Source organism: Sulfurifustis variabilis, assembly GCF_002355415.1.
Taxonomy (GTDB): domain Bacteria; phylum Pseudomonadota; class Gammaproteobacteria; order Acidiferrobacterales; family Sulfurifustaceae; genus Sulfurifustis; species Sulfurifustis variabilis.
On record NZ_AP014936.1, the window covers coordinates 1,107,863 to 1,121,417 of the forward strand.

A 13,555-nucleotide genomic window follows, 5' to 3' on the forward strand; every position below is an offset into this window, starting at 1 on the left:
ACGGAAGGAACCGGCGGGCGATTTAGCCACATACTTATCCACAATTTCTGTTAGTAATTATTTCGACGTATGCGGTTTTTTACTCGCGCACCCGTTGCAAGTAAAATGACGCGGCCTTCCGCCTCCGGGCCCGTCCATTGAACCTGTCGCTGCATCTCGTCGAGCTCGGCCACTTCGCGGCCTACATGGCCCTCGTCGCCGCGGGCGTGCAGGCCGTGGCGCCGCTTGCCGCGCGGTGGCTGCGCGCCCCGCAGCTCGCCGCCATGAGCGTGAACGCCACCATCGCGGTGTTCGCGCTGACGAGCCTCGGTGGGGCGGCGCTGATTCACGCCTTCGTGTCGAGCAACTTCTCGGTGCAGTACGTCGCGGCGAACTCGAACCTGCAGTTGCCCCTTTTCTATAAGGTCGCGGCGCTCTGGGGCGGACACGAAGGCTCGCTCTACCTTTGGGTCTGGGTGCTCACGCTCTACACCGCGATCGTCGCGTGGCACGGCCGCCGCCACTATCCGCAGCATCTGCCGGTGATCCTCGCCGTGCAGGGCTGGCTCGTCATCGGGTTCTTCGGCCTCATTCTGTTCCTCTCGAATCCCTTCGAACGACTGATCCCGATGCCGCCGGACGGGCGGGACCTGAACCCGCTGCTGCAGGACCCCGGGATGGTGTTTCACCCGCCGATGCTCTACCTCGGCTACGTCGGGACATCCGTGCCGTTCGCGTTCGCGATGGCGGCGCTGCTTACGCGCTGGAAGAGCGAGCTCTGGATCGGACACATCCGCCGCTGGGCGCTCGTCGCCTGGGGATTCCTCACGACGGGAATCCTGCTCGGAGGGTGGTGGGCCTATTACGAGCTCGGCTGGGGCGGCTACTGGGCCTGGGATCCGGTCGAAAACGCCTCCTTCATGCCCTGGCTGCTCGCGACCGCGCTCGTGCACTCGATCACGGTCCAGGATCGCCGGCGCATGCTCCACGCGTGGAACATCTTTCTCGTCATCAGCACCTTTTCGCTCTCGCTTCTCGGCACCTTCCTGGTGCGCTCCGGCGTGCTGTCCTCGGTGCACGCCTTCGCCGTCGATCCGGGGCGCGGCGCCTATATTCTCGCCTTCATGACGCTCGTGCTCGGCGTCTCCTTCGGCATCTTCCTCGCCAAGGGGCGGTACCAGCAGGCGGAGGAGGCGATCACCTCCTTCCTCTCGCGCGAGTCGCTCTTCGTCTGGAACAACGTGATATTCACGGTCGCGTGCGCCTGCGTGCTTCTCGGGACGCTCTATCCGCTCGCGCTCGATGCGTTTACCGGCATGAAGATCACCGTCGGGGCGCCGTACTTCAATACCGTGCTGGTGCCGATCTTCCTGGTCCTGATCCTGCTCATGGCGATCGGACCGCTCGTCCCGTGGCGCAAGGCGAACGTCGAGCGCCTCCGGCACCGCCTGTTGTGGCCGGCGATCGTCGGCATCGTCGCGGCCGTGGCGACGGTCCTTGTCTTCGGCGGTCGCCACTGGACGGCCCCGGTGGGCGCCGGGCTCGCGCTGTTCGCGGCGGCCGCGCTCATCACCGATTACCTCCGTGCGATCCGGCAGCGCCGCGTCCAGTTGAGCGAGCCGTGGGGGAGGGCGGCCCTGAAGACGGTGCTCGGCAATCGCCGGCACTACGGGGGCATGGTGGTGCACTTCGGGATCGTCATCATGACCCTCGGTTTCATCGGTTCGGGCCTCTTTCGCTCGGAAGCCGCGGTGGTGATGGGTCCCGGCGAGGAGCTGGTGATCGCCGGCGAACGGCTGCGTTTCGAGGGTGTGCGCACCTTCCGCCGCGCGAATTACGAAAGCACCGAAGGCGCCTTCGTGCTGAACGGATCCGGCGGCGTGGTCACGCCCGAAAGGAGGCGTTATCCCCGTCAGGAGGCGCCGATGACCGAAACGGGCATACACTCCACGCCCCTGCGCGACGTCTACGTCGTCCTGGCCGAGCCCGTCGGCGACGGCCGCTGGGGCGTGCACGTGTACGTCAACCCCCTGGTGCAGTTCATCTGGTTCGGCGGCGGTTTCCTGCTGGGCGGGCTCGCGTTGTCGCTGAGCGGGCGGCGGAAGGCACGAGCGGCGGGCGCCGAGGCTCCGGCAGGCGCCGTTGCGGTGAAGTGATGCGCCGGGCGTGGCTCCTGTTCCTGCTTCTGGTCGCTGCGCCCGCGACGAGCGCGCCGGTGTCCGAGGACCCGCTGGAACGCCGGATGCTGGAGATCGCCAAGGACCTCCGCTGCGCGGTTTGCCAGAATCAGCCGGTTTCGGAGTCGAACGCCGATCTCGCGCGCGATATGCGCGCCATCATTCGGGAGCAGCTGGCGGCGGGAAAGACGCGCGAGGAGATTGTCGATTATTTCGTCGCCCGCTACGGCGACTACGTGCTGCTGAAGCCGCCGTACCAGGGGCCGGGCTTCGTCCTCTGGGTGACGCCCGCGCTGGTCCTGATCGGGCTCGCGCTCTTCGCGTTCGCCTACATCAAGCGACGCCAGGGCAGGCCGCTCCCGCCGCCGCCGGAGCTCTCCGAAGAGGACCTGGCGCGCGTGCGCGCCGCCCGCTCGCAGGACTGACATGACCGTTCTCATCGTGCTCGCGGCGCTGGTCGTCGGCGCCACCGTCTGGTTCATCGCCTGGCCCCTCAAGCGTCCTCGCGTCGCGCTTCGCGAGGGAACGACGCAGCTGGTCCAGCTCCGCGACCGGCTGCTCGTGCAGCTCAACGAGCTCGATGTCGAGACCGGCGATCGCAACATGGACCCGGCCGTCGTCGCGGACGAGCGCCGGCGGGTCGAGGCCGAGCTGGCGCAGACCCTCAAGGAGCTCGAGCGGTGCGAAGAGAACCCCAAGGCGGATCGACAGGAAACGCGCAGCCTGTGGGGCGCGGCCGTCATCGTGCTCGCGCTCGCCGTGCCGCTGCTCGCGGGCGGGCTTTACTACGTCACGAATCGTGTGACGCTCGCGCAGCTTCCCGAGGTCGGCGGCGCGACTGCCGGCCTGCCGCCGATGGTGATGGAGATGGTCGCGCGTCTCGAGCAACGGCTCGCGCAGCAGCCGGACGACCCGGAGGGCTGGGCGCGGCTCGGTCGCGCCTACCAGGTGCTCGAGCGGTGGGAGGAGGCGCGCGCGGCCTACGCCCGCGCCCACAAGCTGGCACCGAACGATGCGGAAATTCTATCGGCCTACGCCGGTTTTCTCGTCTCCGAGAATCCAGGCGATCCGTCTCCGGAAGCCGTGGCGCTGTTTCGCCGTCTCCACCAGATGGAGCCCGAGCATCCGGGGGCCCTCTGGGTGCTCGGCCTTGCTTCCTACAATGCCTCGGAGTTCAAGCAGGCTGTCCGGTATTGGGAGAGCCTTCTGAAGATTCTTCCGCCCGGAAGCGAGGTCGAGCCGCAGGTGCGGCGGGCGATCGATACGGCGCGCGGGCAGCCCGACCCAGCGCGCTGATCAGCGGTTGCTGACGGCGGGGATCCTGCCGCCCAGCTCGGCCACCTTGGGCAGGAGAACCTCGTTGAGCGTCCGTGGCGTGACCGGACCGATGTGCTTGTAACGGATCACGCCGTCGCGGTCGATCAGGAAGGTTTCCGGCACGCCGTACACCCCAAGCTCGATCCCCACGCGCCCCTCGAGATCAGCGAGACTGAGCTCGTAAGGATCACCCAGCGTCTTCAGCCACCGCATCGCGTCTTCGCGCTTGTCCTTGTAATTGAGGCCGATGATGGGCACCGTTCGCGTCCTCGCCAGCTCGACCAGAAGCGGATGCTCCTCGCGACAGGCGACGCACCAGGATGCCCAGACGTTGAGCAGATAGACCCGCCCCCGCAGGTCCGCCGTGGCGACCGTGCGCGCGGGGTCGGACACCACCGGCAGCGCGAACGCCGGCAGCGGCTTGTCGATCAGGGGTGAGGGGATCTTGCGCGGGTCGAGCCGGAGGCCGTAGGCGAGCAGCAGCCCGATCAGCGCAAAGACGACGACGGGAATCGCGAATTTTTTCACCGCGACGCCTTGTCGCCCACCGCGTAGGAGCCGCCTTTCATCGCCTGAGCGGCCTCCGGGGGCATGTAGTTCTCGTCGTGCTTGGCCAGCACTTCGCTCGCAACGAACCGACCCTCGCCGTATCGCCCTTGCGCGACCACGCCCTGCCCCTCGCGGAACAGGTCCGGAAGGATTCCCTGGTAGAAGACCGGCACCTGCCTGTGGCCGTCGGTCACCACGAAATCCACTTTGAGCCCGTCGGGGGAACGGCGCACGCTGCCCGTTTCCACCATCCCGCCGATGCGGAAGGGCTGGTCGACGGGGGCCTTGCCTTCGAGCACCTCGGTCGGCGAGTAGAAGAACACCAGGTTGCTCCGAAACGCGTTCAACACGAAGAGCGACGCGAGCGTGAGCCCGGCGACGCCGATGACGATAATGGCGAGTCGTTTGTGTCGTGCTTTCATGTGTCGTCCCGCAGACGCTGGTACTCCTCGAGCCGCTGCCGCACCGACTTTCGCCGCAGGAGCGGAAGCAGCACGTTGACGCAGAGGATCACGGCCGCCAGGAGATACGACGTCCACACGTAGAAGCCGTAACCCCCCATGCCGAAGAAGTCGGACCAGTTCATGCGGCTTTCGTTCCGAGGATCTCGGCCACCCAGGAGGTATGGCGCTCGCGCTCCAGGATGTCGTTCCGCATGCGCATGAGCAGGACGGTCACGAAATAGGCCTTGAACGCCAGCGCCATGACGAGAAGCGGGAGGAGCAGGCTCAGGTGGATGGCGGGCCGGCCGATCCGGCCGACCGAGGCCGGCTGGTGCAGCGTGTTCCACCATTCGACCGAGAAGTGAATGATCGGGATGTTGACCACGCCGACGAGCGCGAGGATCGCCGCAGCCCGCGCGGCGCGCTTGGGGTCGTCGATCGCCGCCTGCAGCGCCATGAACCCGACATACAGGAAGAGCAGGATCAGCTCCGAGGTGATGCGGGCGTCCCACGCCCACCACGTGCCCCACATCGGTTTGCCCCAGAGCGATCCGGTCGCGAGCGCGAGCAGGGTGAACGAAGCGCCGATCGGGGCGCAGGCGCGGGCCGCGACCTCGGCGAGCTTGGTGTTCCAGACCAGACCGACGGCACCGGCCCCCGCCATCAGCACATAAATGAACATCGACATCCAGGCGGCCGGCACGTGGATGAACATGATGCGGACGCTTTCGCCCTGCTGGTAATCGGGCGGGGCGACGAAGAGAGCGAGATAGAGGCCGGCCGCCAGAAGAACGACGGTGAGGACGGCGAGCCACGGAACCAGCCGGCCGGCCAGGGGATAGAAGTGCTTGGGCGACGCGTACTTGTACATGTCGATCTCGACTACCTTCACCAGCTGCACGTATCCCGCCCGGGACTAGCGGGACAGGTCGATCTTCCCACTCTCCCTCATTCCCTCGCTCTCGAGGAGAGAGGGAAGCGAGCCGAGCGTGCCGCGCACGATTCTCATTCAATCGAGCGAGACGCGCAGGGCGGCGGCAGTGGCCCAGGGAGCGAAGCTCAACGCCAGAACCAGGAAAGCACCCAGAAGGGAAAAGTGCGCTTCGGTGTCTAGACCGGTGACGGCCGCCGCGACGCTGCCGGCGCCAAAAATGAGGACGGGAGTATATAGCGGCAGCACCAGCAGCGAAACCAGAACGCCGCCGCCGCGCAGGCCGAGCGTGAGCGCCGCTCCGGTGGCGCCGAGGAGGCTCAGTACCGGCGTCCCCAGGAGCAGCGAGAGCACCAGGGCCGGCATGCCGGCCGCGGGAAGCTGCATCTGAAGGGCGAGGAGCGGCGACAGCAGGACGAGCGGCAGACCGGTCAACAGCCAGTGCGCGGCGACCTTCGCGAGGACCAGCACCCCGAGCGGATGGGGAGCGAGGAGCAGCTGCTCCAGCGTTCCGTCGGCGTAGTCGTTCGCGAACAGGCGATTGAGCGAGAGCATCGTCGCAAGCAGCGCCGCGACCCAGACGACGCCGGGGGCGAGGGTCGCCAGTACGCCGGGCTCGGGACCGACGCCCAACGGGAAGAGGCTGACCACGATCGCGAAGAAGATGACGGGCGTCAGCACGTCCTGTGCGCGTCGCAGCGCGGCGGTCAGGTCGCGCCGGGCCACGCAGAGCGCTGCCGAGAAAAGGGAAGCGCTCACGTCGCGTGGTGGTCGATGACGGCGGAAGCCGACGCGGCGCTCGACCGCCGCGTCTTCGCGGCCGCCCGGACGCGGTCGAGGTCGATGCGGCTGGCGCGACCGGCCAGCTCGAATTCCTGGTGCGAGGACAGCACCACCAGGCCGCCGCCCTCGAGGTGCTCGTCGAGCAGTCGGGTGACGACTCGGCACGACTTGGTGTCGAGTGCGGTGAAGGGCTCGTCGAGAATCCAGATCACGCGCTCGAGCAGGGCGAGTCGGGCCAGTGCGAGCCGCCGGTGCTGTCCCTGGGAAAGAATTTTCGCCGGGAAGCGTCCGCGGGCCGCGAGCTCCACGCGCTCGAGAGCGGCCTCGATGGCCGCCGGCTCCGTCGGCCCCTCGAGGCACGCCTGGGCCCGCAGGTTCTCGGCCAGCGTCAGCTCGCCCTGCACGCCATCCTGATGGCCGACGTAGAGAAGGTCCGCCCGGTACTCGTCGCCGAGCTCCCGTACCGCCCGGCCCTTCCAGCGGATCTCGCCCTCGGCCGGACGCGAGAGGCCGCAGAGCGTGCGCAGCAGGGTGGTCTTGCCGCTGCCGTTGCTGCCGACCACGTGGAGCAGCTCGCCGGGACGGACGGTTCGGGAAAGGCCGCTGAAGAGCGGGCGATCGCCGCGCGTGCAGCAGAGGTCACGGATCTCCAGACGATCGCTCGCTTTCACAGGTTCCTCGCAAACTGGTGCCCCGGAGACGAATTGAACGTCCGACCTGCCGCTTAGGAGGCGGCTGCTCTATCCACTGAGCTACCGGGGCGTCGGGCGAATTCTAGCGGAAATGAGGGGGTGCCGCAGACGACTGCCGGGGATCGTGAGGATGGCGGAACCCGGGCGGGTTCCGCCTTGATCAGGATCAACGGGATTTGGTGGAGCGGAGGAGGATCGAACTCCCGACCTTCGCATTGCGAACGCGACGCTCTCCCAGCTGAGCTACCGCCCCGTGAGTGCTCGCAATTGTATTACAAGCCCGATGGTTTGGTCATCCGTGGGCCGAGCGAGGAAGCAGCAGAAGGCGGATGGTCCAGTTCTTCAAGGACCCTGGCCCAGCGCTTCATCTCCTCCGTATCTCCCCGTCGCCCGGCCAATTGGTGCACTTCTCGGGCAAGGGAAGCGAAGCTGCCCAAGTCGGTCTCTATGGACGCCCACTGCTTTACGCCCTTGGACACCTCGTACGCCTTTCCTTCTTCCCCTCTCCGTACGTACAGTTTAGTCAGCTCCAATCGAATCACGCTGGCGGTCGGAAGGCGGCGGAGCGCTTCTTCAAGAAGCGCCTGCGCAGGCGCAAGGCGATTCGGGTCTCCGGAGGCGATATGAACCCTTGCCAGATAGAACTGGGAAAACGGCATGCCAGGGCCGTATTCGGCAAAGCGCTCGGCTTCCTTCATCGCGTGTTCGCAATAGTAAAGGCGCTCTTCCCGCGTCAGGGCCGATTCGGCACGGCGGACGAAGTACCATATGAGCCATTCGCGGGGCGCAAGGTTTGATGATCGAACAGCGGACAGCACGTTTGACAACCGAAACTGCATCGTGCTGTCCAGCCGCGATATCCACGGCCTGCTGTCCGAGTAGATCTTGAAGATCAACCCATCGATCACGAGGCTGACGGTGGCAAGGAGGAGCAGCGCGATACCCATTGCCCTGAGTGCGGCGCGTGCCGGCTTTCCAGGGAGGAGGCCGCTCGTCTTCGCTGGAAATGCAACTTCCCACGAGCGGGCGAGGAACAGTCCGGTCAGCAGGATCAACGCCGGTACGTTGTGGATGAAGTTCACGGACGCATGCAACGAAATGGCGGCGATGCCGAGAAGCAAGCCGCAAGAGTCTCGGCAGGAAGGGTTTCGCGCCATTGCTCTTCCGAAAAGCCAGACGGGCACCGCAACCGTGAAAAGCAGAAGAAAAATGAAGAGGACAACCCCGCCTTCCTGAAGGGCCTGGAGATAGTCGTTGTGAGCGAAGTTGCCCGCTGAGGTGTCCATGGGCGAACGATAAGCGGCGTAAAGGGTCTTGAAAGTACCCAAGCCGGTACCGATTATCGGCGCTCCCTCGTTAACGAATATCTTCCAGGTCCCCTCCCACAACAATAAGCGTTCACGCACGGAGGCATCCGCCTGAATGTAGGCGGCCGGTTGGGAAGGTATGCCCGACTGCGGCTCCGGGGACCGTATTGCCGGCGACCAACCCACGGCAAGGTAGGCAAAGGCCGCAAGCGCAAGGAAGCGAATTATGCGCGGTCGCGCTCCGGCTATACCGCGGGCCGCCCATGCGGCGAGCGGCAACGTGAGCGCAAGCGCCAAAAGCGCCCCGCGCGACTGCGACATGAAGAGCGCCGCGATCAGAAGCAGGGCGATGCCGAGCACGACCTTCGGGCTGAAACCTCGCGGCGTCTCGCCGCGAAAATACTGATAGGTCAGTGGCAGGAGAAGCATGTTGAGCAGGGCGCCGAACGCGTTCGGATCGTTGAACGGACCGTGCGCGCGCTCGTGGAAATAGACGTAATCGACGGCCGCCCACACGGCGAGGAAGGCGCCAGCCACCACCAAGGCCCGCCAAAGCTTTCGCCAGGAAGCGTCGCTGTCTCCCTGCAGCGGCCACGCGAGAAACGACACCGGCAGCGCCGCCAGCGTTAGCGCGTGCAGCCAGGAGATGTGTGGATAGATGCTCCACGCGGGCGAGATCAGGAGCCAAGCCAGATAAGCGATGGCGAGAAGAGAAATCGGCTGAAACCCGGTCCATCCGGACCAGCGGACCGCGGCGACCAGCCAGGCTGCAAGCAGCGCGGCAGTGAGCGAGAAGACGTGCAGGTTATGGGCGGGCCCGAGGTAGAAGGCCGAGGCAACGATGCTGAGGAACAGGAGCCAGACGGAGACCGGTGGAACGCTCCCGTGCTGCGGAGATTGCTGAGCGTCCGACAAGGCGAGCTTCAGTTGTTGTTTGCGGGTTCCAGAAAAAAGAAAAGCCAGCGAAATCGCTGGCTTTTCCCAAGCTCCGTGACAGGTTACGGGAGACTGGCGTCGGTCGTCCGGCAATTGCTCGGAATGAACTTCACATCCGTGCCGGAAATAGTAGTCACGCAGGTCCAGCGAATACTGTTGTCGGTGTCAACTTCACCCTGCAGGCCGACCTTCTCGCTGTTCAGCACGCCGTTGATGTTCTGCATCGTGGCACTGATGCGCACCAGGCTGGCGCTGGAATCGAACGAGTACCCCATCGCGCTGATGTAGTTCGCGTTCGGTGCCGTGTTGATGCCGGCTTCATCGGCATCCGCGGGCGGGTTGGGGTTGCTGGCAACGAACTCCGCAACCGAAGCCTTGGCGCCGTCGAGGTACGCGAGCGGCTCAGACACCTTGGAACGCGCGATGTACTCCTGATAAGCGGGCAGCGCGATCGCGGCGAGAATGCCGACGATGGCCACCACGATCATCAGTTCGATGAGGGTGAAACCCTTTTGGACTGTTCTCATGTTGCCTCCAGTTTTAACCTCGTTGAACGAGGGCGTCCCGGAAATAACCGGCCCACTCACTGTGGTACCGTTCTTGGTTGAGCATTTGGCCCTTGGCGAGTCCCTTCCGGGCCGATGCTTTCCGGAACATCCTCCACTTGGTTTTACTTAGCAGCGCCCGTCCCGATGTCAACGCGGGTCCGGGTGCGGCCGCCGATACGCGAACGTATCGGCGTAAAATCATGCAGGGAATATGCCACCGGATTGGTGCGTGGCTGGGGGCGGGCACTACGTTGATCGCCCGATTCGTTGTGCTCGTCGCGATTTCGGGGTTCGGAACCGGCCCCGCAGAGTCGGACGGAACGGGAGGTGCCGATTTTCGTCAATTTACTGACGAAAAGCGGCTCACGGCCGTCAGGTGATGCCCAGTTTCTCGAGCTTGTAGCGCAGCGCCCGAAAGCTGATCCCCAGCAGCTTGGCCGCCGCGGTCTTGTTCTGGCTGGTGCGCGCCAGGGCGCTCTCGATGGCGACCCGCTCGATCCGCTCGAGGTAGTCGTCGAGGGATTCCTCGCCGGACAGGAGGTTCTCGGTCTCGCGCTCTTCCTGGGAGGCGACAGGGAGCTGCAGGTCCTCCGGCGTGATTTCGCTGCCGTTACACAGCGTGAGGGCGCGTTCGAGCACGTTTTCGAGCTCGCGCACGTTGCCCGGGAAGCCGTAACGCGTGAGTACGCCCTGGGCATCGGGCGTGAGCGCAGGCGGTTTCAGACCCATGTTGCCCGCCAGCCGGCCGCAGAGCTGGTCGGCCAGCAGCGGGATGTCCTCGGCGCGCTCCCGAAGGGGAGGAATGTGCAGCTGAATCACGTTCAGCCGGTAATAAAGATCCTGCCGAAACCGGCCCTGCCGGACCAGCTCGTTCAGGTCCTTGTGGGTCGCGCAGACGACGCGCACGTCGACCTTGATCTCCGTCTGGGAGCCGACCGGCCGGATGGACTTCTCCTGGATCGCGCGCAGGAGCTTCACCTGCATCGTGAGCGGCAGGTCGCCGACCTCGTCGAGGAACAGCGTGCCCGCGTCCGCGGCCTTGAACAGCCCCTCCTTGTCCTGCACGGCGCCCGTGAAGCTGCCTTTCTTGTGCCCGAAGAACTCGCTTTCCATGAGCTGTTCCGGGATCGCGCCGCAATTGACGGGCACGAACGGTTTGTCGCTGCGCGGGCCGAGCTCGTGAATCAGGCGCGCGGCAAGCTCCTTGCCGGTCCCGGATTCCCCGCTGATGTAGACCGGTGCCTGTCCCCGCGCGAGGCGCTCGATCATTCCCCGCACCTTCTGCATCGCCTCGGACTCGCCGAGCAGCCGACGCGTGGCCGGTGACGCCGTCGCGGCCTGGCCGGCGACGGCCGCCGTGAGGGTGGGCGACTGCGCGACCCGGAGGGCGGACCGGACGATGTTGCGCAGGTCGTTGAGGTCGAGGGGCTTGGAGACGAAGTCGAAGGCGCCCGCCTTGAGCGCGGCGACCGCCGTTTCCATGTTGCCGTACGCGGTGATGACGGCGACGGGGAGATAGGGGTATTTGTCCTGGAGGAAGCGGACCAGCTCGATGCCGTTTCCGTCGGGCAGGCGCATGTCGGTCAGGCACAGGTCGAACTTGAATTCATCCAGGAGGTACTTCGCCTCCTCGATGTTCGAGGCAGTACGGGTCTCCAAATTCATGCGGCCGAGGGTCAGCTCCAGGACCTCCCGGATGTCGGGCTCGTCGTCGACGACGAGCACCTGATGCTTGGGCTTGCTCATGCGTTAGTGTTGTTCGGTGTATCGTCCGCCCGGACCATCGTGATCCGGAAGCGGCTTCCCACGCCGCCTTCGCCAGGGAAATAATCGAGCGAGGCGCCGTTGCCCTCGCACAGCTCTCTAGCAATATATAGGCCAAGCCCGGTCCCTTTGGGGCTCGTCGTGAAGAACGGATCGAATATGTTGTCGGCGATCGCCGCCGGCACGCCCGTTCCCCAGTCCACGACCTCCAGGAAAGGGCGGCCCTCCGGATCCCGGCCCGTCATCAGCTTGATCAGCGGCGTCCCCGTGAACGGAGGGCTGTGACGGAGAGCGTTCTGCGAAAGGTTCGTGACCACCTGCGACAATTGGTCCGGATCGAACAGAATCTCGACGTTCGGTCCCACCTGGCTGAACACCTCCGTGGGAATCCGGACGGTCTCGCAGTAGGCGGCGATGAACTCGCGGACCCAGCTCTCGAGATCGAGCCGCATCGCGTTGATGCGGTCACGGCGGCTGAGCTGCGTGACGTTCTCGACGATCACGTTCATCCGGCGACCCTGCTCTTCGATGATCTTGGTGAGGCGGCGCTGTTCGCTGCTTTCCGATACGGTTTCGCCGAGCAGCTGTGCCGCGTTCGTGATGGCGCCGAGCGGATTGCGGATCTCGTGAGCGATGCTGGCGGTGAGGCGCGCGAGCGCCGCCATCTTGAGCTGCTGGGCCTGCTGCTTGAGCGCCGCCATGTCCTCGAGGAAGATCAGTGCGCCCGTTTCTTTGCCGTTGCCGAGCGGCACAAAGCGGGGCAGTAGCGTGTAGCCCGCCCGGGTGACCAGCGGTTTGCGTCCGCCCTGCACGGGGGTGTTGCTGACCCACTGAAACAGCTGGATGGCCAGGTCGGGGGAAACCTCGCTCAGGGAGACCCGGCGGTCGGGCAACGCGCGCAGCCCGAGAAACCGCTGCGCCGCCTGGTTGAGGAAGCGCAGGTCTCCGGCATGGTCGCAGGCGAGTACGCCGGACTGCATCCGCTGGATGATGATCTCGTTGATCTGCGCGAGGCTGGCCAGATCCACCCCGCGCCGCTCCGCGAGCGCTTCGGTGGCGCGCAGGCGCGCGGCGAGCGTGTAACCCAGAAAGGCAGTGGCGAACAGGCCCACGCCCAGGATGCCAACCTGCGGGTAGCCTTCGACGTGGTTGGGATTGATCACGCCCTCGGTCAACAGCTCCCACGAGTGTTCGAGGATCGCCGCCACCGTGGCGAGCGCCGCGTAGAAGATGCTGACGCGCTTGCCGAGTATGAGGCTGCTGCCGGCGATGGCGACGATGAGAAGCAGCCCGAGCCCGCTCGATAGCCCGCCGCTCGCGTGCATCAAGAGCGTGAGCAGGGCGACGTCGGCGAAGGCGAGCACGCTCACCTGGCTTTCGAAATCCAGCCGACGAGAGCGGATCGTCTGCATGGCGACGAGCGCGAGCACGAAGTAGGCGACGCTCGCTAGCTGAAAAAGCACCGGCGAGTTCTCGCCGAATGGCGGGAGCGTGCGGACGGTAAGGCTGACGCCGAGGGCCGCCGCGGCGAGGGCAAGGCGGTAGAGGTTGAAAAAGCCCAGTATCTTCCAGTTCTGGACCGCGGCGATGGGCACGGCCGCGGGGCTCAACCCGAACGAGGAGAGCGTCCTTTGAAGCGCCGGCATGCTACTCGATTAGCACAGATTATTAGGTTAGGCAAAAGGCGCTCGCCGAACGTCAGCGGTGGGCCGCTCGATAGTGTTCCTCGGAGCAGTAGGCCGCACCCTCGCGCACAATCGCCTCGTGCTCAGGGACGTGCAAGCCGCAGTGGGCGCAGGGAAGCATGCGGGGGACGGCGGGACGGTGCGGTCGCTCGGTCAGGCCGCGGTAACGGGCAATGACCGAACGGACGAGGCGGATCGCCAGCCAGATGAGGATGGCGATGACGATGATGCGGACGAGTTGCCCCATCGGCCCGTTCGATCAGGACGCCGGCGGACAGTCAGGCGCCCGCCGGCAGCCGCACACACCCGAAAGTCGGGTCCGCGGGCTTCGGCATCGAGCGGTTCTGGACAGGGACGGCATGCGCGCTGGTCGGGGTGAGAGGATTTGAACCTCCGGCCCCTTGCTCCCGAAGCAAGTGCTCTACCAGGCTGAGCTACACCCCG

At 65.6% G+C, this 13,555-nt stretch carries 14 protein-coding genes, 3 tRNA genes and 1 pseudogene; 3 read left to right on the forward strand and 15 right to left on the reverse strand.

Annotation, left to right across the window (positions count from 1 at the left end):
- Positions 1–137 precede the first annotated feature (137 nt).
- Genes SVA_RS05320 through SVA_RS05330 form a run of 3 tightly spaced genes read left to right on the forward strand, consistent with a single transcriptional unit; the run spans position 138 to position 3,452 of the window.
- The gene (locus SVA_RS05320; protein ID WP_096459878.1) at positions 138–2,135 is read left to right on the forward strand and encodes a heme lyase CcmF/NrfE family subunit; all 1,998 of its coding nucleotides are present in this window, start codon (positions 138–140) and stop codon (positions 2,133–2,135) included.
- A complete protein-coding gene (locus tag SVA_RS05325; RefSeq protein WP_096459881.1) occupies positions 2,135–2,581 on the forward strand; it encodes a cytochrome c-type biogenesis protein in 447 nt (148 codons plus the stop codon). Before SVA_RS05320 ends, SVA_RS05325 begins: the two co-directional genes overlap by 1 nt.
- 1 nt (position 2,582) lies before the next feature.
- Entirely contained in the window at positions 2,583–3,452 is an 870-nt protein-coding gene (locus SVA_RS05330) for a TPR domain-containing protein (RefSeq protein WP_096459884.1), read from the forward strand.
- On the opposite strand, the gene SVA_RS05335 is transcribed toward SVA_RS05330, so the two are convergent.
- The 15 genes and pseudogenes from SVA_RS05335 to SVA_RS05400 all read right to left on the reverse strand — a co-directional run bounded on the left by SVA_RS05335 (position 3,453) and on the right by SVA_RS05400 (position 13,555).
- Complete coding sequence (locus SVA_RS05335) at positions 3,453–4,001, reverse strand: DsbE family thiol:disulfide interchange protein (RefSeq protein WP_096459886.1); 549 nt, start codon at positions 3,999–4,001, stop codon at positions 3,453–3,455. It lies immediately after the preceding gene.
- Positions 3,998–4,444: a cytochrome c maturation protein CcmE gene (ccmE, locus tag SVA_RS05340; protein ID WP_096459889.1), complete on the reverse strand. Its 447-nt coding sequence runs from the start codon at positions 4,442–4,444 to the stop codon at positions 3,998–4,000. Before ccmE ends, SVA_RS05335 begins: the two co-directional genes overlap by 4 nt.
- On the reverse strand, positions 4,441–4,608 hold the full coding sequence (ccmD, locus tag SVA_RS05345; protein WP_096459892.1) for a heme exporter protein CcmD: 168 nt from the start codon (positions 4,606–4,608) through the stop codon (positions 4,441–4,443). Before ccmD ends, ccmE begins: the two co-directional genes overlap by 4 nt.
- Entirely contained in the window at positions 4,605–5,336 is a 732-nt protein-coding gene (locus SVA_RS05350) for a heme ABC transporter permease (RefSeq protein WP_096462833.1), read from the reverse strand. Before SVA_RS05350 ends, ccmD begins: the two co-directional genes overlap by 4 nt.
- 138 nt (positions 5,337–5,474) lie before the next feature.
- Positions 5,475–6,155, reverse strand: a complete 681-nt coding sequence (gene ccmB, locus SVA_RS05355) for a heme exporter protein CcmB (RefSeq protein WP_179948810.1) — start codon at positions 6,153–6,155, stop codon at positions 5,475–5,477.
- Positions 6,152–6,850: a cytochrome c biogenesis heme-transporting ATPase CcmA gene (gene ccmA, locus SVA_RS05360; protein WP_197703381.1), complete on the reverse strand. Its 699-nt coding sequence runs from the start codon at positions 6,848–6,850 to the stop codon at positions 6,152–6,154. Before ccmA ends, ccmB begins: the two co-directional genes overlap by 4 nt.
- A 15-nt stretch (positions 6,851–6,865) precedes the next feature.
- Positions 6,866–6,941: transfer RNA gene (locus tag SVA_RS05365), tRNA-Arg, on the reverse strand.
- Between the two features lie 107 nt (positions 6,942–7,048).
- Positions 7,049–7,124 (reverse strand) — tRNA-Ala (locus SVA_RS05370).
- Positions 7,125–7,143: 19 nt separating this feature from the next.
- Complete coding sequence (locus SVA_RS05375; protein ID WP_148665391.1) at positions 7,144–9,207, reverse strand: O-antigen ligase family protein; 2,064 nt, start codon at positions 9,205–9,207, stop codon at positions 7,144–7,146.
- Positions 9,177–9,524, reverse strand: coding sequence for a pilin (locus tag SVA_RS05380; protein WP_231971891.1), 348 nt, complete (start codon positions 9,522–9,524; stop codon positions 9,177–9,179). The genes SVA_RS05375 and SVA_RS05380 overlap by 31 nt, the downstream gene beginning before the upstream one ends.
- Positions 9,525–9,538: 14 nt before the next feature.
- Positions 9,539–9,641, reverse strand: a pseudogene (locus tag SVA_RS20390) (pilin); the annotation flags it as partial.
- Positions 9,642–10,034: 393 nt separating this feature from the next.
- Positions 10,035–11,408: a sigma-54-dependent transcriptional regulator gene (locus tag SVA_RS05385; protein ID WP_096459904.1), complete on the reverse strand. Its 1,374-nt coding sequence runs from the start codon at positions 11,406–11,408 to the stop codon at positions 10,035–10,037.
- Positions 11,405–13,072 (reverse strand): sensor histidine kinase, encoded by a 1,668-nt coding sequence (locus SVA_RS05390; RefSeq protein ID WP_096459906.1) that lies wholly within the window; start codon positions 13,070–13,072, stop codon positions 11,405–11,407. Before SVA_RS05390 ends, SVA_RS05385 begins: the two co-directional genes overlap by 4 nt.
- 52 nt (positions 13,073–13,124) lie before the next feature.
- A complete protein-coding gene (locus tag SVA_RS05395; protein ID WP_096459909.1) occupies positions 13,125–13,358 on the reverse strand; it encodes a PP0621 family protein in 234 nt (77 codons plus the stop codon).
- A 120-nt stretch (positions 13,359–13,478) separates the two neighbouring features.
- Positions 13,479–13,555 (reverse strand) — tRNA-Pro (locus tag SVA_RS05400).